General features: G+C 41.6%; 19 protein-coding genes, 3 tRNA genes and 1 other RNA gene. 21 read left to right on the top strand and 2 right to left on the bottom strand.

Annotated features, from left to right (window positions below; all coding sequences use genetic code 11):
* Positions 1–4 precede the first annotated feature (4 nt).
* The 7 genes from HYT61_00810 to HYT61_00840 all read left to right on the top strand — a co-directional run bounded on the left by HYT61_00810 (position 5) and on the right by HYT61_00840 (position 7,181).
* On the top strand, positions 5–784 hold the full coding sequence (locus HYT61_00810; protein ID MBI2062768.1) for a triosephosphate isomerase: 780 nt from the start codon (positions 5–7) through the stop codon (positions 782–784).
* Positions 781–1,914, top strand: a complete 1,134-nt coding sequence (locus HYT61_00815) for a phosphoglycerate kinase (protein MBI2062769.1) — start codon at positions 781–783, stop codon at positions 1,912–1,914. The genes HYT61_00810 and HYT61_00815 overlap by 4 nt, the downstream gene beginning before the upstream one ends.
* 4 nt (positions 1,915–1,918) lie before the next feature.
* The gene (locus HYT61_00820) at positions 1,919–2,863 is read left to right on the top strand and encodes a hypothetical protein (protein ID MBI2062770.1); all 945 of its coding nucleotides are present in this window, start codon (positions 1,919–1,921) and stop codon (positions 2,861–2,863) included.
* Positions 2,856–3,290 (top strand): ribonuclease HI family protein, encoded by a 435-nt coding sequence (locus HYT61_00825; GenBank protein MBI2062771.1) that lies wholly within the window; start codon positions 2,856–2,858, stop codon positions 3,288–3,290. Before HYT61_00820 ends, HYT61_00825 begins: the two co-directional genes overlap by 8 nt.
* 84 nt (positions 3,291–3,374) lie before the next feature.
* A complete protein-coding gene (locus HYT61_00830; GenBank protein MBI2062772.1) occupies positions 3,375–5,084 on the top strand; it encodes an acyl-CoA dehydrogenase family protein in 1,710 nt (569 codons plus the stop codon).
* Positions 5,085–5,133: 49 nt separating this feature from the next.
* Positions 5,134–5,606, top strand: an RNA gene (gene rnpB, locus HYT61_00835) — RNase P RNA component class A.
* A 120-nt stretch (positions 5,607–5,726) separates the two neighbouring features.
* Positions 5,727–7,181 (top strand): sugar transferase, encoded by a 1,455-nt coding sequence (locus HYT61_00840; protein ID MBI2062773.1) that lies wholly within the window; start codon positions 5,727–5,729, stop codon positions 7,179–7,181.
* A 68-nt stretch (positions 7,182–7,249) separates the two neighbouring features.
* Here the strand turns inward: HYT61_00840 and HYT61_00845 are convergent, their stop codons facing one another.
* Positions 7,250–8,203: an IS30 family transposase gene (locus HYT61_00845; GenBank protein MBI2062774.1), complete on the bottom strand. Its 954-nt coding sequence runs from the start codon at positions 8,201–8,203 to the stop codon at positions 7,250–7,252.
* A 70-nt stretch (positions 8,204–8,273) separates the two neighbouring features.
* Between HYT61_00845 and HYT61_00850 the strand changes: the two genes are divergently transcribed.
* Complete coding sequence (locus HYT61_00850) at positions 8,274–8,849, top strand: hypothetical protein (protein ID MBI2062775.1); 576 nt, start codon at positions 8,274–8,276, stop codon at positions 8,847–8,849.
* A 26-nt stretch (positions 8,850–8,875) separates the two neighbouring features.
* Here the strand turns inward: HYT61_00850 and HYT61_00855 are convergent, their stop codons facing one another.
* Positions 8,876–9,451: a hypothetical protein gene (locus HYT61_00855; GenBank protein MBI2062776.1), complete on the bottom strand. Its 576-nt coding sequence runs from the start codon at positions 9,449–9,451 to the stop codon at positions 8,876–8,878.
* A 218-nt stretch (positions 9,452–9,669) separates the two neighbouring features.
* On the opposite strand from HYT61_00855, the gene HYT61_00860 reads away from it, so the two are divergent.
* The 13 genes from HYT61_00860 to HYT61_00920 all read left to right on the top strand — a co-directional run bounded on the left by HYT61_00860 (position 9,670) and on the right by HYT61_00920 (position 21,318).
* The gene (locus HYT61_00860; GenBank protein ID MBI2062777.1) at positions 9,670–10,782 is read left to right on the top strand and encodes a glycosyltransferase; all 1,113 of its coding nucleotides are present in this window, start codon (positions 9,670–9,672) and stop codon (positions 10,780–10,782) included.
* Between the two features lie 38 nt (positions 10,783–10,820).
* Complete coding sequence (locus HYT61_00865) at positions 10,821–11,147, top strand: hypothetical protein (protein MBI2062778.1); 327 nt, start codon at positions 10,821–10,823, stop codon at positions 11,145–11,147.
* A 96-nt stretch (positions 11,148–11,243) separates the two neighbouring features.
* Entirely contained in the window at positions 11,244–13,943 is a 2,700-nt protein-coding gene (locus HYT61_00870) for a DUF4012 domain-containing protein (GenBank protein ID MBI2062779.1), read from the top strand.
* Between the two features lie 77 nt (positions 13,944–14,020).
* The gene (gene lepA, locus HYT61_00875; GenBank protein ID MBI2062780.1) at positions 14,021–15,820 is read left to right on the top strand and encodes an elongation factor 4; all 1,800 of its coding nucleotides are present in this window, start codon (positions 14,021–14,023) and stop codon (positions 15,818–15,820) included.
* A 142-nt stretch (positions 15,821–15,962) separates the two neighbouring features.
* Positions 15,963–16,472 (top strand): PH domain-containing protein, encoded by a 510-nt coding sequence (locus tag HYT61_00880; protein ID MBI2062781.1) that lies wholly within the window; start codon positions 15,963–15,965, stop codon positions 16,470–16,472.
* Positions 16,465–16,848, top strand: coding sequence for a septum formation initiator family protein (locus tag HYT61_00885; GenBank protein ID MBI2062782.1), 384 nt, complete (start codon positions 16,465–16,467; stop codon positions 16,846–16,848). Before HYT61_00880 ends, HYT61_00885 begins: the two co-directional genes overlap by 8 nt.
* A 2-nt stretch (positions 16,849–16,850) precedes the next feature.
* Positions 16,851–16,924: transfer RNA gene (locus HYT61_00890), tRNA-Gly, on the top strand.
* A gap of 109 nt (positions 16,925–17,033) precedes the next feature.
* The gene (locus tag HYT61_00895; GenBank protein MBI2062783.1) at positions 17,034–18,263 is read left to right on the top strand and encodes a thiolase family protein; all 1,230 of its coding nucleotides are present in this window, start codon (positions 17,034–17,036) and stop codon (positions 18,261–18,263) included.
* Between the two features lie 88 nt (positions 18,264–18,351).
* A tRNA-Thr gene (locus HYT61_00900) sits at positions 18,352–18,423 on the top strand.
* A gap of 18 nt (positions 18,424–18,441) precedes the next feature.
* Positions 18,442–19,530 (top strand): peptide chain release factor 2, encoded by a 1,089-nt coding sequence (prfB, locus tag HYT61_00905; protein ID MBI2062784.1) that lies wholly within the window; start codon positions 18,442–18,444, stop codon positions 19,528–19,530.
* Positions 19,527–20,210 carry a cell division ATP-binding protein FtsE gene (gene ftsE, locus HYT61_00910; protein MBI2062785.1) on the top strand — a complete coding sequence of 228 codons (684 nt, stop codon included), beginning with the start codon at positions 19,527–19,529 and terminating at the stop codon, positions 20,208–20,210. The genes prfB and ftsE overlap by 4 nt, the downstream gene beginning before the upstream one ends.
* Positions 20,211–21,119 carry an FtsX-like permease family protein gene (locus tag HYT61_00915; GenBank protein MBI2062786.1) on the top strand — a complete coding sequence of 303 codons (909 nt, stop codon included), beginning with the start codon at positions 20,211–20,213 and terminating at the stop codon, positions 21,117–21,119.
* A 128-nt stretch (positions 21,120–21,247) separates the two neighbouring features.
* Positions 21,248–21,318: transfer RNA gene (locus tag HYT61_00920), tRNA-Gln, on the top strand.
* The last annotated feature ends 134 nt before the right edge of the window (positions 21,319–21,452 follow it).

The raw sequence follows: 21,452 nt of genomic DNA on the forward strand, positions 1-21,452 counted from the left end.
AAAAATGCAAAATAAAATAATAATCGCGAATTGGAAAGCTAATCCTACCACACTGGATGAAGCCATGGAGATTTTTGATTTTTGTTTAGGTGAAATTTCGAAATATCAAAATATACAGCTTATTATTTGTCCACCGTCTGTATATCTTGAGGAGTTGTCTAAAAAATTAATAGCCGACAACCGACAGTTGGCAATTGGATTGGGAGTGCAGGATATTTTTTGGGAAAAATCCGGCCCTTATACAGGCGAAGTGTCCATAGATATGTTGAAAGAATTTAATATTTCTCACGCACTGGTTGGCCATTCAGACAGGCGATACAAGATTGGCGAGTCAGACGAGATAATAAATAGAAAAGCAAAAGCAGCGCTTGCGGCAGACATTACTCCCGTACTTTTGGTGGGTGAAAAAAATTGTGGCGACGATTTAGCGGCTGTTTTAGAACAACAGTTGTCGGCAGGTTTGGCAGGACTAACGGCAGAGCAAGTTACAAAAATTTTGATTGCTTACGAACCGGTTTGGGCAATTAGTACGACTCCCGGTGCTGAATCAGATACACCCGATAATATTCTCAAAGCAATTGGCCTAATTTCTAATTACCTAATTTCTGGATATGATTTTCGGACAGGTCAAATGCCCGGATTTTTGTATGGTGGAAGCATTAACGATAAAAACATAGTTGATTTTTTGAAACATCAAGAGATCTCTGGTGCCGTCATCGGCGGTGCGAGTTTACGCAAAGAGGAATTTGCCGAAATTTTGGAAAAAGTTTCTAACTTGTTATGAAGTATCTGTCAGACTTAAAAAAACAAGAATTAAACGGCAAGAGGGTCCTATTGAGGGTTGATTTTGATGTGCCAATTTTAAACGGTAAGATTGTTGAAGATTTTAGAATCAAATCTTCAAAAGAAAGCCTGGATTATTTGATAAATTACGGAGCCAAAGTTTTGTTGATCGGCCATTTGGGTCACGACACTTCGAATGCGAGTTTCGGTCCGATTGTTGAGGGATTGGGTGAGATTTTGGGGTACACCCTTACGCTTGTGCCCCATTCAGAGTTGCCAAATATTGATGTGCTTTTTGCGGCAGGCCAGACTTTGCTTTTGGATAATATCCGCCAAGATCCACGTGAGATTAAAAACGATGAAGGGCTTGCCGTCAGCTTGTCGAAAGGTTTTGATTATTTTATCAACGATGCTTTCGCAGTGACGCATCGCAATCACGCATCAGTTGTTGCTATAACAAAATGCTTGCCGTCATACGCGGGATTTTTAATAAAAAAAGAAACAGAAAACTTTAAACAAGCCATGGAATCTCCGGTGGAGGGTAAAATTTTGGTATTTGGCGGAGCAAAAATTTCAACTAAATTACCTGTTATCAAAAATTTTCTAGATAAAGCAGAGAAAATTTTAATTGGCGGAGCACTAGCAAACAATTTTTTTAAAGTTCGGGGGATAGACGTCGGTGCATCAGTGGTTGATGACGATTTTTTACTTAACATAGAAAGTGAGAAGATAATATTGCCGGAAGATTTATTGATTTCTGATGATAAAAGCGGCCAATCCGGAGGAGAAATACAGCAAGTTAAAAACATTGATCCCGGTCACCTGATTCTTGATATTGGGCCAGAGACCGCCAAACATTATACTGAAATTATAAAAGCGGCCAAGATTGTTATTTGGAACGGACCGATGGGACTATCAGAGATTGACGCTTTTGCCGGTGGTACCCGCAAGATTGCCGAAGCAACAGCATCGGCATCCAAGTCTATAATCGGCGGCGGTGATACCATTGCGGCAGTTGATAAAATTGACTTACTCGGCCGTTATTCATTTGTCTCTACCGGCGGCGGAGCCATGCTTGAGTTTCTTGCCGGCAATAAATTGCCTGGGCTTGAAGTTCTGGTATATTACTAAAATAATGAACTACCACTTATATTTCCATAACGATCTAGACGGCATGGCATCCGGTGCGGTGATGCTTAATTTTTTACGTAGCCGCGGAGATAATATCATTTCTTTCAATCCGATTGATTACGCACCCGAGATTTATAAAGGGTGGGTAAATTATAGATTCAAAAAACCATTTATCCTGCTTGATTTTCGTTATCATAGCGCCGCAAGCTGGTGGTTTGATCACCATGGCACATCTTTTGATAGCCCATCTTTATCAAGTTGGAAAAAGAAGTATAGAAACAGCGTGACCCATTATCGTGATCCCAAATGTAAATCTTGTTGCGGTATGATACTTTTTCATCTGAAAAAATATTTTAGTTTTAACGCTCCGAGTTACATTAAAGAATTAGCCAAATGGGCTGATATCATAGATTCCGCCGGCTATAAATCAGCTCGTGATGCTCTAGATTACAGTAAGCCAGCCATGCAGTTTAGTTTGTTTTTAAGCAATGATAATAATTTGAAAAATAGGCCAAGCTTATTGAAAAAACTTGCCGAAAAGTCGTTGGAAGAAATTGTCAGTGAAAAGTCCATCAAAACAAAAATTAGCCAACTTATATCCGGGCAGAATAAGGCCCTACAAAATTCAAAAAAATCATCAAAACTTTATAAGCGCGCAGCATTTTTAGATGCCACCAATGCAGACTCTGACTACAATCACTTTATGATTTACTTGGCATATCCGAATATAAAGTATTCCGTTATTCTTGAAAAGACGGGTAACAGTTATCATCTCGGAGTGGGCAAGAATCCGTGGGTCAAATCGTTGGGCAAGGTCGATGTCGGTAATCTCATGTTGAGATACTGTGGGGGCGGTCATAAAAATGTAGGTGCCACACAGAGTAGTTCCAAAAAAGAAATTGTTAAAATTGCCGAAAAAGTTATAGAATATTTAGATAATCATGAGTAAATACTTAATTCATACCGACGGTGGGTCGCGTGGCAACCCGGGGCCTGCAGCTATCGGCGTGGTCATTGAATCAGCAGACGGATCATTGAAGAAAGAATACGGCGAATATATCGGTAAAACCACAAATAACGATGCCGAATATCAGGCGGTAATTTTTGCTTTGAAGAAAATAAAACTTTTAATTGGCAAGCAAACTGCCAGTGAAGCAGAAATCAAGGTACACGTTGACAGTGAACTTGTCGAGCGTCAGCTTAGCGGCCATTATAAAATCATGGACCGTAATATCCAGCAGCATTTCATAGAGATATGGAATATGAAAATGGATTTTGCTAGCGTAACCTTTAAGCATATCCCACGGGAAGACAACAGTGGTGCTGACCGTTTAGTGAATGCGGTACTGGATAAAGAACTAAATAAACTTTTGTAACTTAATTTACCCCGCCCTTTTCAAGGGCGGGGTTTTGTGATAAACCCTACTTGCATAGTTGCTCTTTTAAAACGGGAGAAAAACATGATGCGAGGTGGCGAGTTCATATTACCGGTTGATAAATTGCCTGATATTTTCAGTATTGACGACTTGAGCGTAGAACAAAAATTAATCCGTCAAACAGTTCAAGAGTTTGTGGCCGATACTATCGGAAAAAAAGAAGTTTATGCGGCATTGGAATCTAAGGACTTTGTTTTAACTCGCAAGGTCATGATTGAACTTGCTGAAACTGGTCTTCTGGGCGTTGAGATTCCGGAAGAATTCGGCGGCGGCGGTTTGGATAAAATATCTTCCATGATTGTTACCGAGGAGATTGCCCCGCTCGGTTCAATGGCAGTTTCCGTGCTTGCCCACAAAGGCATCGGCACATGGCCCATCGTGCTTTTCGGTACTCGCGAGCAAAAAGAAAAATATTTGCCGAAACTTGCAAGCGGCGAATGGATCGGGGCATATTCGCTTACCGAAGGCGGATCTGGTTCTGACGCAAATGCCGCCAGGTCTACTGCGGTTAAAATAAATGGCGGTTACATGTTAAACGGCGAGAAAATTTTTGTAACCAATGGCGGTTTTGCAGACATATTCACTGTTTTCGTAAAACTTGATGGTAAATTAACTGCCTTTATTGTTGAGAAGAACTTCAGCGGTGTAGTTATTGGCAGAGAAGAGCACAAAATGGGTATCTGCGGTTCGTCCACAACTACGCTTATTTTGAATGATGTGTTTGTTCCCGATTCCAATTTGCTTGGTGAATCGGGCAAGGGTTTTAAGATTGCCATGAACGTTTTAAATCTCGGCAGATTCATTTTAGGTGTTGCTTGTTTGGGTTCGGGAAGACTATGCCTTGAAGAAGCAACTAAGTATGCAAAAGAGCGTAAACAGTTTGGCAGACCCATCATAGAATTTGGTTTGATCAGACAAAAACTTGCCGAAATGTCCGCAAAAATATTTGCCATGGAATCTGTCATGTACAGACTTGCCGGACTTTTGGAGGAAGCATGCAGTCAGATAAATGCCGAAGATTCGAACGCGGTTTTAAAGGCGATCGGTGAATACGCGATTGAGTGTTCGTTGGTAAAAGTTTTTTGTAGTGAGGCTTTGGATTACATTACCGACGAAAACGTGCAAATTCACGGTGGTTCCGGTTTTTGTGAGGAATTGCCCGTGGCAAGACGCTACAGGGATGCTAGAATTAATAGAATTTTTGAGGGAACGAATGAAATAAATAGACTATTCGCTATTTCTGTTTTTTTGAAACGCGCCGGTGAACTTTCTTTGCCTGCCGCTATCAGTCAGGTTCTAGGCGAGGCTATCGCGCCAAGCCAATCGGTTGGGCCGAGCGATTTGATTGGCAAATTATTATTGCAACTAAATAGTGCTAAAAAAGCTACACTATTGGCCAGCGGGACAGTTGCGCAAACATTTCATAAGCCCGAAGAACTGGAGTCTCATCAGTTTATTTTAAGCCAGCTATGTGATTCCATTATTAGTATATATGTTTTGGAAAGTGTTTTGGCCGTTTTGGCAAAAAATAGCGGGGTTAATGATTGTAGGTCATATTTAACCAGATTGCTTTTTTCACAAATGTTGCCTGAAATAGGGGAAAGATTGAAAAATGTTGTTGCTGGCTGTGTTATGGGTGATGATTTGCGGATGCGACTGTCTGCAATCCGGCGATTCTTGAAAAGTGAGCCAGAAAATATTGAATTTTTACATAAACAAATTATGGGGGCCTAGCCCCTTTTAAATTTGTGTTTTCGTTGCTTTATGATATAATTAAATTGGTTTGGTAAATCGGGTGATTGCTGTGGAGTAGCTCGCCTTCGCCCTTTAGGCGTCGGTTGAGGACTTCATGGAGGAAAGTCCGAACACTACTTCGCCGAAGCCGCACAGTGTGTAGCGCGGTGAAGCCAAGGGCAGTGGTTAATGGCCACCAGATATAAGTTTCGCCATTCTTCCTCTTAAGAGAAGAGCGGCGAAATAAAATCTAGGGAAAGTGGCACAGAAACTATTCCGAGCTCCCGGCGGCTTACGCTGGGACTACGGGTGAAAAGTTCCCGAACGGGATCGCCTCGTGGTGACACGGGTGCGTGCCAAACCCTGCCTGGTGCAAGTACAGCGTTTTCTTTGATGGGTGACGGCTTGTCCTGAGCTTGTCGAAGAATTCGAAAAGTTCGTACGCTAGAGCCGGTTAGTAATAATCGGCCCAGATAAATAATCACACAAATACAGAATTCGGCTTATAGATTTGCCAAGCCACCTAAAATCCGCCAATGAGGCGGATTTTAGGTGGCTTGAATAAAGACTAATTTCGGAGTAGTTTGAGTGCAATGAATCCCGTACGAAGTAGCCCTAACGGGTTAAACGAACGGGGTTTGAATGTATAACAACAATAGTTCTGCGCCTGTAATTCATGTTAATAACTGCGCAGCAGCTACTTCGTACGGGATGAAAAAATCGGAATTAATATTTAGTGTATTACTTCTGCCGCTTGATTTTATAATGCTTATGGCGGCTGGTGTTGTCACTTATTTTTTGCGTACCCGCATACTGTCGTCATTTAGGCCGGTGTTTTTTGAATTAAATTTGCCGTTTGATAGGTATCTTATTTTAATATTTGTTATGTCGTCTGTGTTTATAGTTTTTTATGCTATCTCCGGTCTTTACCAGCTTATAAGTACCAGGAAGACTCTTGAAGAATTTTCTAAGGTTGCGATTGCTTCTTCGGCTGGCATAATGGCGATCATTATATATATTTTTTTGAGGCAGGAATTGTTTGATTCCAGGTTTTTGGTTTTGGGCGCTTGGTTCTTTGCAATTGTTTTCGTTTCGCTTGGACGGTTGCTGATGCGCTACATCCAAAGATACCTTGTTTCCCGGCATGATTTCGGCATTCACAAAGTAATGATAATCGGCGAAGATAAAACTTCTCAAAAAATTGTCCACCATATCATGGATAATCCTGCCTTGGGTTATCGTGTGGTCAAACACCTGAGTAATCCAGAAGTGGTTGAGGTCAAGTCAGCAATAGGCAATCCCGGTATTGACGAAGTTTTATTAGCCAATCCCAACTATCCAGCAGATAAAGTAATAGAGATTGTTGAATTTTGCCACGAAAATCATCTGACTTTTAGGTTTGTACCAAATATTTATCAGACAATGACGGCGAATTTTGCTTTTGACGCATTGGCGGGTGTGCCGTTGGTAGAGTTGCGTCGAACCGCTTTGGAAGGTTGGAATAAGGTTACAAAAAGAATTATTGATATTTTTGGTTCCCTTTTGGGTCTCATAATTTTGTTGCCACTTTTTACATTAATCGCTTTAGCAATCAAATGGGAGACAGAGGGTTCCGTCTTTGTCCATCTTGATAGGGTGAGCAGGAATAAGCATTTCAAACTACACAAGTTTCGCTCTATGATTAAAGACGCCGAAAAGTACAAGATATATTTAGCACCGCTCAACGAGCGTACCGATAGTCCGCTTTTCAAAATTAAAGATGATCCTCGCATAACTGGGGTTGGGAGGTTTTTACGTCACTTTCGTTTGGATGAGTTTCCGCAGCTTTGGAATGTGTTGGGGGGCAAGATTTCTCTAGTTGGCCCCAGACCTCACCAGCCGGATGAGATTTCCCAATACGAAAAGCATCACAGGCGCGTATTGGCCATCAAGGCCGGTATAACTGGACTTGCCCAGATATCCGGCAGTTCCGATTTGCCGTTTGAAGAAGAGGTGGCGCTGGACACGTTTTATATTGAAAACTGGTCTTTGTGGCAGGATATCAAAATCCTAATTCTCACTGTTCTAAAAATTCTCCGCGATAAATCGGCGGCTTGACATGTAAAACTAGCTGTGCTAATATATTATAGCAAAGTTCTCTTAAATTCACCAGTGAACTGCAACTCTTAAGGGTTACTTTCTTTTAATATACCAGACTCCTTGGCCACCTCATAGGCACTGTGGTAGCCTAGAGATTTTCGATACTTGTGATTTAAAATTGAAATATATTTTTGTAACTCTGCATTTTCTAATTTAGACAGATTGGTCTTCTTGGGAATGAACCATCTTCGCAGTAAGCCGATATTGTTCTCGACATGTGGCTTCTGCCAGGGACTGTGCGAATCACAGAAGTAGGCAGCAATCGCAAACCGCTCATGATAGCGGTTTTCGATTCTCCGATCTAGGGTTAGTGTGTGCATCTTTACTTGCTTATCGATTTTGCTAACGGCCTCAATCATTGTTGTTGGTTTTCGATTTATGATTTTTTCAGCCACTAAGTACTGGCTCTTGGGCAGGCAGACCATGGCCACTGAGGCCGGAGTCTCTGCACTCCTAGGTGATACAAACAGATCGCCTTCGGCATGTTGCATCCATTTATACTTCGGCCGCTTAAAAATACTGATTTTATTGGGAATTGTGACTCTTTTTTCCATACGCTGTCTCTTGGTACAAAGATACTTGCAGTGGCCGTCACCACAAGAACTGTATAGCCAGTGATAGATGGCTTTCTTGCTGGCATAGAAGGGTTGTCGTTCTAGTTTCATTCTACCAGCAATTTCGTCTGGGGAACGGTGCTTCTGTAGATTTTTAATGACATATTGCTTCAACTCAGGATTATCCTCCACTTTCATGCCCTGATACTTACTATTACCTCTTTTGACTCTGGCCTTATGCTGGGCGGTATCTGAATCATAGATACCGTTTTTTCTTTTTCGCTTCCTGATCTCTCTAGAGATGGTACTTCTGTTTACTTTTAAGACCTGGGCGATCTCGACCTGGCTATAGCCTTCCCGCAAAAGAATCTCTAGCCGATCTCGGTCAGATCGATCCAAATGCCGAAATGTTTTTTTCCTCTTCATACACTCATTTTATCGAGTTGCATTTCAAAGGGGAATTTTCGTTTTTTCACAATTGGAGTTGGAGGCAGACATGTGGATTAGAGGAGTAGGCAAGGTAACAAATAAAGAAGAAAATCAATTCATGGAATTATATAATCGACTCCCGGGCGTTACTCTTTTTGTAAGAAACTTTACAAAACCTGGCGGTCGTTCACCTTGTTTCAAAGTTATAGTTCCTGGGGAAAAAGATGGCTTTGGTTTAGATAAAGCTCTTTTTATGAGAATGGATCGCCTTTTTGAGATATTACAACTTGATTTGCAAAAGTTGTCTCAAATATTTGTCAAAGAGCCATGGAATTATTATACTAAACCTCGAGCAAAAAGATTTGTGCAACAGACGGCACCAAGCTACAGCGAATTGGGAACTTGTCGTGCAATTGACGATGAGGGCTGGATAGAACTTGCAAAATTAATGCAAAAAAATATTTTGCAAATTCACGAATTGGGTGGAAATCCTCCAGAATATCCAGTCCGAGCAATATATTACTCAGATGGGAGGTTTTCTATAATTGATCCCGATACATGGTTCGAACTAGAATTCGTAGATGATATTGATATGAAAATTCTTACAGGACAAATAAAACCCCAAATATCCCTTGTTCAATAACCGGCCAATGAGCCGGTTTTGTTTTTTTAGTTTTTTACTAGGCCGAATGATTTTTTAAGATCTTGGTCATAATCAATTTCTTTTATATTAATAAATCTCGTGAAGCGCTTGATGCGCTCTTCCCATAATAATTCTTTAAGAAAATCGGGAATGGGGTAGGGCGTAACCCAAGTGCTTTTTTGCAATTCCTTGAAGCCAAGAGTTTTTAACATTTGTCGGAGGTAATCGCGGTATTTTCTTTTTTTCTCTGGCACATCAAATATAATCATCCGCCAGTAACCATCCCATTTTAGTTTTTTAGGTTTATAGAGTAACGCTTGCGCGTCCAAGTGAGCAAAGAATGCTTCTTTCTCGCCCCTGCGTGTTAATCGAAAAGTACCGTCAATTTTTTTAATTAACCCCCGTTTATTTAAGCGGTGAATTGCCAAATAAAAATCTTGTTTATTTTTGTGATTACAGAAGATATGCGAGTAGGGATGGGGAAAGAATGACTTTATTGTAATTCCGACAGTTTCCTGCAATACCGCCAAAATTGTTTTGACCACCCCGAATGCCCTGACGTTCTTTAGTGTTTTGGTACCTTTGTTTTTAGATTTATTCATCCTTTCTTATTATCACGATCGTATTAAAATGCAAGGATTGTTACAGACTATTTATCGGGCATATTTCTACCTCACCTTATTTTTTTATTTACTTTCATTCCAACACGATCGTATAATATTGAAAGTAAAATATTTATCCGTATTAAATTATCATAAGATTCCCGTTTTTTATTTAAGGATCTTTGTTTTTTATTTTCGGCCGTGATAGGCTTTCAAACATGAAAATTGCGCTTGTTCACGATTATCTGAATCAATATGGAGGAGCGGAAAGAGTGTTAGAGGTGCTCTGCGAGATTTTTCCGGAGGCGCCTATTTACACTTTAATTTATGATGAGCGGATGACCGGAGGAGTATTCAAGGAACGTGAAATTCATACCTCTTTTTTACAAAAATTGCCTCTTGTTCGTGGACATCACCGCATTTTCCCGCTTCTAATGCCGCTTGCGGTGGAGCAGTTTGATTTGTCTTACTATGATGTAGTTTTGTCGGTGTCGGCCTCATTTATAAAAGGCATAATTACAAAACCGCATACCCGCCATATTAATTATTGCCTTACTCCGACTAGATTTCTGTGGGACGGTAGTCATCGTTACATTGAAGAATTTCGCTATTTCTGGCCAATTAAAAAACTTGTGCCGTTTTTTATAACCTATCTTCGTCTTTGGGACAAAGAAGCGGCGTTACGTGTTGATCGGTTCATAGCGACATCGGGTTTTGTAAAATCTAGGATTAAAAAATATTATAATCATGATGCGGAAGTTATTTATCCGCCGGTTGACGCGCACAAATATCACATAAGCAGTGAGGTTGACGATTATTTTTTGATGGTGGGCCGACTCGTACCGTATAAACGTTTTGACCTTGCCGTGAAGGTGTTTAACGCTATCGACAAACCACTCAAGATTGTCGGTGACGGGCCTGAACGCAAACATCTTGAAAAAATAGTCCGTTCGGTGAATTCGGGCCGAGTCAAACCCAATGTTGAGTTCCTGGGTTTAGTTTCGGATTATAAAATACCGGAGCTCTATGCTCGCGCGCAGGCGTTGATATTTCCACAGGAAGAAGATTTTGGTATCGTGCCGCTTGAAGCAATGGCTTCTGGCCGCCCAGTGATTGCCTATAGAGGCGGCGGCGCTTTGGAAACTATTATAGAAAATCAAACCGGCATATTTTTTAATGACCAAACCGAGATTTCTCTTGCCCAAGCGATAGGCCAATATTATCAAACCGACTGGAATTCAAAAGTAATCCGCGAGCACGCGTTGAAGTTTGATAAAGATGTCTTTAAAGCCAAGATCGTTGACATTATTAAAGGCAAGCCATACGATTGAACTGATGTTTTTTTAAAATCGGAGCTAGTATGTTGATTATGATTCCTTACGTCGCCCTGTTGTTAATCGGATTTTTGATCGGATATTTTGCGAATCAATATTTATTGTTAGTGCTGGGCTATGCTTGGTTGTGGTGTTGGTATTATGAGAATAGTTTAACCGGCCGACATCCAGACGTTCCGGGATCTGGTATTGTTCTTGTTATTTTTGGGGGAGTAATTTTATTTGCCGGCGTTTTTCTTTTAACTTTCCAATGGTCTGGCATGAACTTATTAAGTAAGATTTTCACCGCTTTTTTAGTTGTTTGGATTTTCAAGATTCTAGGTCCATTGTTTGCCGATGTTCACAAGAGGAGGATCGTATAACAGACAGACCAAAAGCACCGCGTATTCGCGGTTTTTAGTTAGACGGACACACAATCCACAGCTGGTAAATCTGGATTAGTTGTATAATAAAAGTAGATGCCAAAGAAAAACATTCTTTTGGCCATGTTTGATATACGGCCGACAATAAAATCGGCAGGTTTTATTTTTTCTCAAATCAAGCGAGAACTCAACTTACAAGCCCAAAAGACGCAAAATTTAGAAAGTAAAAAAACCAAAACAGTCATTGAGAAAACAGGAACCTTGCCTGAGGAAAATTATTGGGAAGAATTGATGATGAAATTGCCACAACGTCCTGATTTTCCTAAAAAATATGAGTTAACAACATTCAGTAAGGGTGCCATATTAAAAGAACTAGAGAGGACCATGTCGGAATCTATTGATGTGAATGCCGAATTGGCAAGTGTTGGAGGCAGGATTCATCAGCAGATTTCGTCAGGATCACGAGTGAAATTTGTTGGGCATCAAGGTGTTGATGATATAGAGCCAACTAATATCGTATCAAACAATGAAAACCTCAAGAATTTTTGGAATTCCGTTGCTGTTGAGTCAGTGTTTGCTGTTGGTTCTGAAGCGAAGAGCATCGTGCCAGAAATGGGGTCTGACGAGCAAACTCAAACTATTCATGCTGCCGATGTCCATCAGCATTCACCCGCTTCTCGTGAGATAGAAATATGGCTTGAAAATCTCCAAAAAAACCGTGAACTGTTATCGCACAACCCCGCCCTTGAAAAGGGCAAGCGGCTTTCAGCCGCAAAATCCAAAAAAGCCTTTTTCAAGGGTGGGGCAAAGTGGTCATCTTGGTTCAGATTCAACCGCAAAGCCATGGTTTTTGTTGCAAGTATCGCATTACCGGGACTTTTAATATTGGGTTTGGTAAGGCATCGCGGTATCTGGGCTCGTAATAATATTATTCAAAACGGCAACAACGCCATGGCTAATCTGGAAGAAGCCAAACGCAAACTGGAAGATTTAAGTTTTATTGGGGCCGCTGACAGTTTTGCTTTAGCATACGACGATCTTAACAGGGCATCGGGGACGCTCAACCAATTGGGGGCTTCGTTTCTATCTGTTTTTGGTGAATTGCCGGGCCTGAATAAAATAAAAACAGCCAATAATTTGGTTGAGGCCGGCCAGAGTCTTTCTAAGGCAGGAGAAAATTTATCGCTGGCATTTGGAACTCTTTATAAAACAAATCTGTTGGCTTTTTTAGATCCTTCTGTTGGTAGCTCAGGACGAGGACTAAGTGGTAGTCAGAAAAGTAGCGTATCAATTTCCAAGTTGCTTACAGAGTTCAAAGACATCCTCAACTTTGCCGATAAAAATATAAATAGGGCAGATCGTTTGCTTGCCGATATTGATGCCGCCACGATTCCGTCCGACAAGCAGGAACTTTTCATTAGTTTCAAGAACAAAATTCCGGAGTTCCAAAGGTATATCGGTGAAGCCGCTGATTATTCCGATTTTTTGCTTAAGCTGGTTGGCAGTGATAGCCCTAAAACTTATTTAATTTTACTGCAAAATAACAGCGAATTAAGACCAACCGGTGGATTTCCAGGTACTTATGGTTTGATAACTTTTGAGAACGGAACACTTAAGAAAATTTTTGTTGAAGACATTTATAGAGCCGATGCCAATTTAAAGGAAAATATAATTCCGCCCATTCCGCTTCAGCACATTACGCCCAGTTGGGGAATGCGAGATGCCGCTTGGTTCGCTGACTTTCCGACTTCAGCGCGCAAAGTGATGGAATTTTATAAACTTGACGGTGGGACGGAGGTTGACGGCGTGCTTACGATTACCCCGGACGTAATTGCCAAAATTTTTGAAATCGTCGGCCCGATTGAAATGTCGGAATACGGGTTAACGCTTGGTGCTGACAACTTTCTGACTGAAATACAAAATGAAGTTGAATATGTTGCGGACCGTTCCGCGCCCAAGCAAATACTTACCGATTTGCAACCCAAGTTTTTTGAACGTCTTGCTCAACAGGATAAGGATCAGTGGCTGGCGATTTTTAACATAATTTCCGAAGCCGTGAAACAAAAGCACGTTTTGGCGTATTTTCAAAATTCAGACCTAGAAAACATGGCCCTTAAAAACGAATTAAGTGGAGAAATCAAACACGTCGGCGGTGATTACTTGCAAGTCGTTTTTGCCAATGTTAAGGGTTCTAAAACTGATTTCGTGACAGAAAACTCAATGAATTTGAAAACTGAAATTGGTGTTGACGGCGCATTAGAGCATACGCTCAAAATAAATCGTGCCCACAATGGCGGGGGATCCAAATACGGATTTTATAATCGCGACAATCCAGCGTATATAAAGGTTTATGTTCCCAAAGGATCTAGTTTAGAGAGCATACAGGGCCATTCAATAACCGATTTCAAGTCTCTTATTAACTATGACAACATTGGATTCAAGAGAGACCAAGATCTTGCGCGTGTTGAGGATGGCACAACCAGACCCTTTGCTGGGGTAGACGCCTTTGAAGAGTCTGGCAAGACAGTATTCGGTTTTTGGCTGATTACAAAACCACAACAAACTAAATCCGTTGTCCTTAAATATTCAACACCGTTTATGGTTGCCGACGGGAAATACAATCTTTTATGGCAAAAACAATCTGGTACTGGACAGGATCAGATTAGTTTCAGTTTTAAATTGCCAGAAGGGGAAAATGTATTAAACCAAAGTGCCGGACTGCAAACCATCGGAGATAATTTGGTTTTGAATTCCGACTTGTCAATTGATCGCGAAATCAACATCAATTTTAGGTAGTGAGTCATGAAAACATAAAACAACACAGTCGCGCTAGGCGGCTTTTTTGTTTTTGGAGTCCGTGTTAGCTTATTTATATGCAAAATATCAGAAATTTTTGTATTATTGCGCACATAGACCACGGGAAGTCGACTCTAGCTGATAGGTTTTTGGAGTTAACCGGAACAGTGGAGAGGCGCAAGATGCAGGAACAATACCTTGACCAAATGGAATTGGAACGCGAACGCGGGATAACAATTAAACTCCAACCTGTTCGCATGAATTATGTACTACTTAATACGAGTTACGTATTAAATCTCATAGATACTCCTGGCCACGTAGATTTTTCCTATGAAGTTTCCCGTTCGCTTGCCGCTGTTGAGGGGGCGATTTTGTTGATTGACGCTACCAAGGGTGTGCAGGCGCAGACACTTGCCAATTTGCACTTGGCTCAAAAGCAGGGTTTGACCATAATCCCGGTCATTAATAAAATTGATTTGCCCAACGCGCGTGTTGTTGAGGTTGAAGAAGAAATCAAGAACTTACTGCCAGAAAACAGCATGGAAATTTTAAAAATTTCCGCCAAAACCGGCGAGGGAGTGTCAGCGGTTTTGCAAAAAATAATTGAAAAAGTTCCATCCCCAACCACCGGTGACAAACCGCAGAATCACGACTTGTTGCGTGCCTTGATTTTTGATTCTGCTTTTGACACGTATAAAGGCGTAATCGCTTACGTTAGGGTTTTTGGCGGTTCAATAAAAAATGGAGAGAAAATTAAACTATTCGCGTCAAAGGTCGTTTCTGACGTTGTTGAGGTCGGATATTTTATGCCGCAACTGAAAAAAGAGAATCAGTTATTGTCTGGAGATGTTGGCTATATTGCAACGGGCCTTAAAAATCCCGGTCAGGTCAGAGTCGGAGATACAATTTTTAAATTTGACGACGGCGGGTTAATTGAGCCACTACATGGTTATCAAGAACCGAGGCCGGTGGTATTTGCCAGTTTTTTCCCCGAAAATAGCGAGGATTATGATGTTCTCAAGGACGCGCTTGGCAAATTGAAGCTTACGGATGCCTCCTTAATATACGAATTGGAGTCGTCGCCGGCTTTGGGGCGAGGTTTCAGACTGGGGTTTTTGGGCATGCTGCACATAGAGATAATCAGTGAACGGCTTAAGCGTGAATTCGGACTCAAACTTATTATTTCCACCCCATCCGTTGAGTACAGAGTTACAACCGGTAGAGAAGAAACTGTGATGGTCCGATCAGCCAGCGCCTTGCCAGATCAGGGTATTATTAAAAAAATTGAAGAACCGATGGTTGGTTTGGAAATATTAAGCCCCGTAATTTATATGGGACAGTTGATGAAACTGACTGCGGAGACGCGCAGTCAATATGAGGCTACCGATTATTTATCCAAAGAGATAGTGGTATTAAAATATCGCGTGCCGTTGGCGGAAATAATTACCGATTTTTATGATCGATTAAAAAGCGTCAGTTCCGGTTATGCCTCTATGAGTTACGAACCGGCCGGATATGATATATCAGATTTGGTACGGCTGGATATTTTGGTGGCAGGGGATATGGTTGAGCCGTTTTCTAAAATTGTGCCGCGAGAGCAGGCACATCGTGAAGGCAAAAGAATAGTTGAGAAACTGAAGACAACAATACCGCCGCAACTATTTGCAGTAACGTTGCAGGCCGCTATTGGCGGTAAAATTATTGCCCGCGAAGATATTCGGGCGATGCGCAAGGACGTTACGGGCTATCTTTACGGTGGTGATGTAACCCGCAAAAAGAAATTGTTGGAAAAACAGAAGCGCGGCAAGGCCAAAATGAAAGAAAGGGGCAGAGTAGAGATACCGCAAAAAGTATTTTTGGAAATGCTTAAAAAATAGAAACCGGCGTTCGCCGGTTTCTATTTTTTAACCGCCAAGCTATAATTTATAGTAGCGGGACTAGTAAAAATGCGACCATTGAAATGATTGTGAGGAAAGCAACTACAATAGAGATATATTTTATGGTTTTTTTAGAAAACATATGAGTATAATTTTACGCCAAAACGAAGAGTTAATCAAGGTTGCGCGCAAGCATATTATGTTTCTGCTGCCGGTATTTTTTACTTGGCCATTTCTGATAGCCGGAATGATATTAATCAGATATGCACTTAATTTTGATTTTTTTGGTTATTGGTGGTTATTGCTCATCGTCGTATTTTTAATTGTTGTCTTGGTAATTTTGTATAGGTATTTTCTTTGGAAGACAGATGCCCTGATAATAACCAACCAGAGAATAGTTGAAAATGAACAGCGTGGGTTTTTCTCCAAAACTGTAACCGAACTTTTGTTTCAAGATATTTTGGAAACTTCTTATTCTAAGGAAGGGCTTTCAGCGTCCCTTTATGATTACGGCAATATCAAGATACGTACAGCCGCTAATAACGAAATTATTTTTGATAAAATTGCTAAGCCTGACGAAACAGTTGAGCTGATAAATAGGATTAGGAGGAAAGATGAGCGAGTAATCTTAGACGAAGAAATAAATGTTTAGGTATATTCTTCAATCCAGATGGTTTTCCGGAGTGATTTTATTAATAATTGTATTTTTTTTGTTTTCAATTATCAAATTTGAACCGTCGCTTGTTGCCGTTAACAGAGAGCTTAGTAATATCAACAAAAAAATTGATGAAGCTGAAAAAGTCGGTTTAGAATTAAAAAAATTAGGCGATTATCTGAAAAGCGATGCCTATTTGGAACGGCAAGCGCGGCTAAAGCTTAATTACAAAAAACCCGATGAAAAAGTTGTTTTTGTATATCAAAATCCAAAGACAAATATGCAAAGTAATGACGCTCAAGCAGGTTCTATTTCAGATTTATTTTTTTTAACTAATTTAAAAGAGTGGTGGAAGTATTTGGTGAGTAATTGAAGGCGAGTGTAGTACAGTGGTAGTACACTAGCTTCCCAAGCTAGGGACGGGAGTTCGATCCTCCTCACTCGCTCCAACCGTAACGCACATAAAAAATTTGGTTGACTTTGTTTTGTGATTTGTGGTAATATTTTTTCGGAGTTAGTAAAAAAGGATCTTTTAAATAGGTAAAAAGTGGAGGACTTATGTTTCAAAAATCAGATACTGATGCGGTTATTGTGGCGGCCTGCCGTACACCCGTGGGCAGGATTGGCGGAGCATTAAGCCAAACTAGGCCTGACGATCTTGGTGCCGCAGTAATAAAGAATCTTTTGCAAAGAGTGCCGCAACTGGACCCGCATTGGGTTGACGATGTCATATTTGGTTGTGCCATGCCTCAAGACGTGCAAGGAATGAACGTTGCCAGAATTATCTCGCTTTTGGCTGATTTGCCGGTTACTGTTCCGGCCCAGACCATAAACCGTTTTTGTTCATCCGGGCTTCAGGCCATTTCGCTTGCCGCCGATAGGATTAATGCTAACAAAGCCGAAGTAATCATAGCCGGAGGCGTAGAGAGCATGAGCATGGTGCCCATGCAGATTCTTGAAAAAGTTCCACCCAACCCCACGCTTCTTAAAATTGATCCCGGGGCGTATATTACAACCATTGGCGGTGCAGAAGTTTTAAGAAAAAAATATAGCATTTCGCGTCAGGAACAGGATCAGTTTGCCCTAGAGAGCCATCAGAAAGCCGTTCAAGCCCAAGATGCTAGAAAATTTGTGGAAGAAATTCTTCCCGTGAAGATTAGATTGGGAATTGAGCCCGTAAAAATTACATCTGAAGAAGTAATTATTGGGAGCAAGGGAATTAAAGAAATTTTATTTGAAAATGACGAGGGACCTAGGCGAAATACTTCTTTGGAGAAACTGGCCAAACTTGAGCCGATAGAAAAGGACAAAGATTCTGACTCTACGGTGACAGCTGGAAATGCTTCACAAATGAGTGATGGAGCGGCGGCGGTTGTTATTATGTCGCGCAGATTTGCAAAAAGGTTAGGCATAAAACCAATGGCCTGTTTGGTTGACTATGTTGTTACTGGGGTAAGGCCAGAATTTTTTGGCATTGGTCCTGTTTATGCAATTAGATATTTATTGCAGAGAAGTTGGCTTAAACTTAATGATGTTGGCCTCATCGAACTCAATGAAGCGTTTGCCGTGCAGGCTCTCGCGGTGTTGCGAGATTTACCTCTTAGTCGCGATATTCTCAATGTAAATGGTGGAGCAATTGCGTTGGGTCATCCGTTGGGATGTTCCGGAGCCAGGATTGCCGCTACGCTCATCTATGAAATGAGGCGGCGCGGTGTGGAATACGGTCTTGAGGCAATGTGTATTGGCGGCGGTATGGGCGCGGCCGGCTTGTTCCGACTTGAAGATTAGTAACCGTGTTAAATTCACGGTTTTTATTTTTTCTGCCGTTCTTTCAAAATCGCAAAAAATAGGTTAATATAAACCCATATTTTATAAGGCCGGAGTAGCTCAGAGGCAGAGCAGGGCTTTCGTAAAGCTCAGGCCGTGAGTTCGAGTCTCACCTCCGGCTCTGTTTTAATCGCGAGTAATTTTTGATACAATTAAACCATGCATAATTCCCAAGAATTACTTCTGGACATGCAAAACAAACTCCCCGCTATTCGGGGGCGGCTTTGACTTAGACGGAGCAAGGCTAAAAATTAGCGATATTGAATTTCAGATGCAGTCGCCGGATTTTTGGAAAGATCATGAGCGTGCCGGCCGATTGTCAAAGGAACTGAATGCTTTCAAAGAGGAGATAGCTTTTTGGGATAATTTTGATAAAAAACTTGAAGAGTATTTGAGAACCAATGAAGAAGAACTTGGTACCAAAGAAAACGAAATAAGAAAACTCAAAAAAGGATTTGACGGGCAGTACGTTAGGGCTTTCCTCTCAGACAAATACGATAGCGGTAGCGCCTTGCTATATATTTATTCCGGGGCCGGAGGGGTGGACGCGCAGGATTGGGCATCAATGTTGTTGCGTATGTATCAAAAATATGCCGAGAAAAATAATCTTGAATTTAAACTGTTAGACCAAACATTGGGCGAGCAGGGAGGTATTAAAAGTGCAGTGGCTGAAATTAGCGGGCGATACGCTTTCGGATTTTTAAAGGGCGAGTCTGGCGTGCATCGTTTGGTGCGCATATCGCCTTTTTCCGCAAAGGGTTTGAGGCACACGTCATTTGTTTTGGCGGACATTTTACCGGAAATTGAGGATACAAAAGTTGAGATTGATCCAAAAGATTTGCGCGTGGATACTTTTCGTTCATCCGGTCCCGGCGGTCAGAACGTCAATAAATTGGAAACCGCGGTACGCATTACGCACATCCCGAGCAATATCGCCGTAGCTGTGCAGTCAGAACGTTCACAGGCCCAGAACAAAGAGAAAGCAATGCAGATTCTTAAGTCGCGGTTGGTCAAACTGATGGAAGAAGCGCAAGTCAGTGAGCTTTCAAAAATTAGAGCCGAGACTCAAGGCAAAGAAATAGAATGGGGAAGTCAGATAAGATCATATGTCCTAAACCCCTATAAACAAGTCAAAGACCATCGTACCGGAATTGAGTCCAGCCAGCCGGATAAAGTGTTGGAAGGGGAGCTGGAAGAATTTATTGAAGCCGAAGTTGCTCAAGTATGATAAAATTCCACAAAGTAAAAAAAGTTTATGAACCGCACAATGTCGTATTGAATGATATTGACCTGGAGATTAAGCCGGGTGAGTTTGTGTGTTTGGTGGGGCTGTCGGGTGCGGGAAAGTCAACATTGCTCAAGATGCTGACCAAGGAAGAGCGGCCGACGTCTGGCAAGGTTTTTGTTGAGGGCGTTGACTTGGCTGAAATAAAAGATGGCGACGTTCCTTACTTAAGGCGCAAGATAGGCACAGTTTATCAGGATTTTAAGTTATTATCCAAGAAAACCGCTTATGAAAATGTTGCCTTTGCTATGGAGGTATCGGGAACGGCGCCAGAAGAAATAGAAAAAGACGCGCCCCAAATTCTGGGAATTGTCGGACTGGGAGACAAACTTGAGAGTTTTCCTGAGCAACTGTCCGGCGGCGAGAAACAACGGCTAGCCATTGCCCGGTCAATGATACACAGACCCAAAATACTGCTGGCCGATGAGCCGACCGGTAATCTTGATTTGGTAAACAGTTATGACGTGGTAAAATTGTTATTAAAGATAAACGAGCTTGGAACAACGGTGGTTTTGGCTTCGCACGATACCAATATAGTAAATACCATCGGGCGCAGGGTAGTGAGTATGGATAAGGGAAAGATAGTGCGCGACCAGTCGCATAATGGTCGTTATGTTATTTAAATGGGAGTAAACCTCAAAAAAATTATTGAATCGGGATGGACTAACTTTCGCAGGAATAGTTATTTGAGTTTTGCCGCCACCGGTATTATGGCGTTGGCTTTGATTTTATTTTTAGGCCTTTTGTCGTTGCAGTTTCTGACTTCGCAAGTCGTGTCTTCTTTGCAGGAAAAGATTGACATAAGTGCTTATTTTAAGACTGATGCTACGGAAGAACAGATGCTCAAGATTAAGTCAGATCTTTCGGTATTGCCTGAAGTAGTCAATGTAATCTATACCTCACGTGATCAAGCACTCAGTGATTTCAAGGCGCGCCACATAGAGGATGACCTGATCCAGGAATCTTTGGAACAGCTGGACTCCAATCCTTTGGCCGCATCTCTGAATATTAAGACCAGAGATTCGTCGCAGTATGCTTCAATTGCGCAATTTTTAGAAAATAACAGCCTTCGCAGCGTAATTGATAAGATTAATTTTTATGAAAATAAGGGTGTAATTGAGAGAGTTGAAAACATTTCCGGCGGGATCAAGGGTTGGGGTCTTGTAATAACTCTGGTGCTAGCCTTTATTGCAATATTGGTGACATTTAATACTGTACGTCTCACTATTTTTAACCAGAAACAGGAGATAGAAATAATGCGCCTTGTCGGTGCTTCCAATTGGCATATTCGCGGGCCATACCTGGCCGAGGGTGGTCTATATGGACTATTCGCGTCGGTAATCGCGTTATCGATTTTTTATCCGTCTGTTTATTTTGTTTCCGATAAGATTACCGCTTTTGCGCCTACTGTAAACATTTTCGGCTATTTTCTTGTTGGAGTTCCGCAAGTCGTGTTGATGGTCACCGCGCTTGGCGTGCTTCTCGGCGTGGCCTCAAGTTACATTGCGATCAGGAAACATCTCAAGATTTAGTAACTAGTAACTGGTAACTGCTTGCCCCGTAGCTCGCCGACTTGTCCCGTAGCTCGCAGGAGGCGATGGTTCGGTGGTAATTGGGGCGTTGTAAAAACGCCATTTTTGTTGTATAATTTAATTTATTTTGCGGGATCGTCTAAAGGTAGGACGTTTGGCTCTGAACCAAAAAATTGGGGTTCGAATCCCTGTCCCGCAGCAGCTTCTGACGAAACGAACTCTGAATTTGAAGATGAGAGGGTTCGCTCAACCAGCCCCGCCTTCGGCGGGGCTGGTCTCGCTTGGGCGGCGGCTTCGCCGCCGGTATTCGCCAAATTGAAGCGGATTTTAATG

This window comes from Candidatus Yanofskybacteria bacterium, from assembly GCA_016181175.1.
In the GTDB taxonomy this organism is placed as follows: domain Bacteria; phylum Patescibacteriota; class Minisyncoccia; order 2-02-FULL-40-12; family IGHO2-01-FULL-4-A; genus 2-01-FULL-44-17.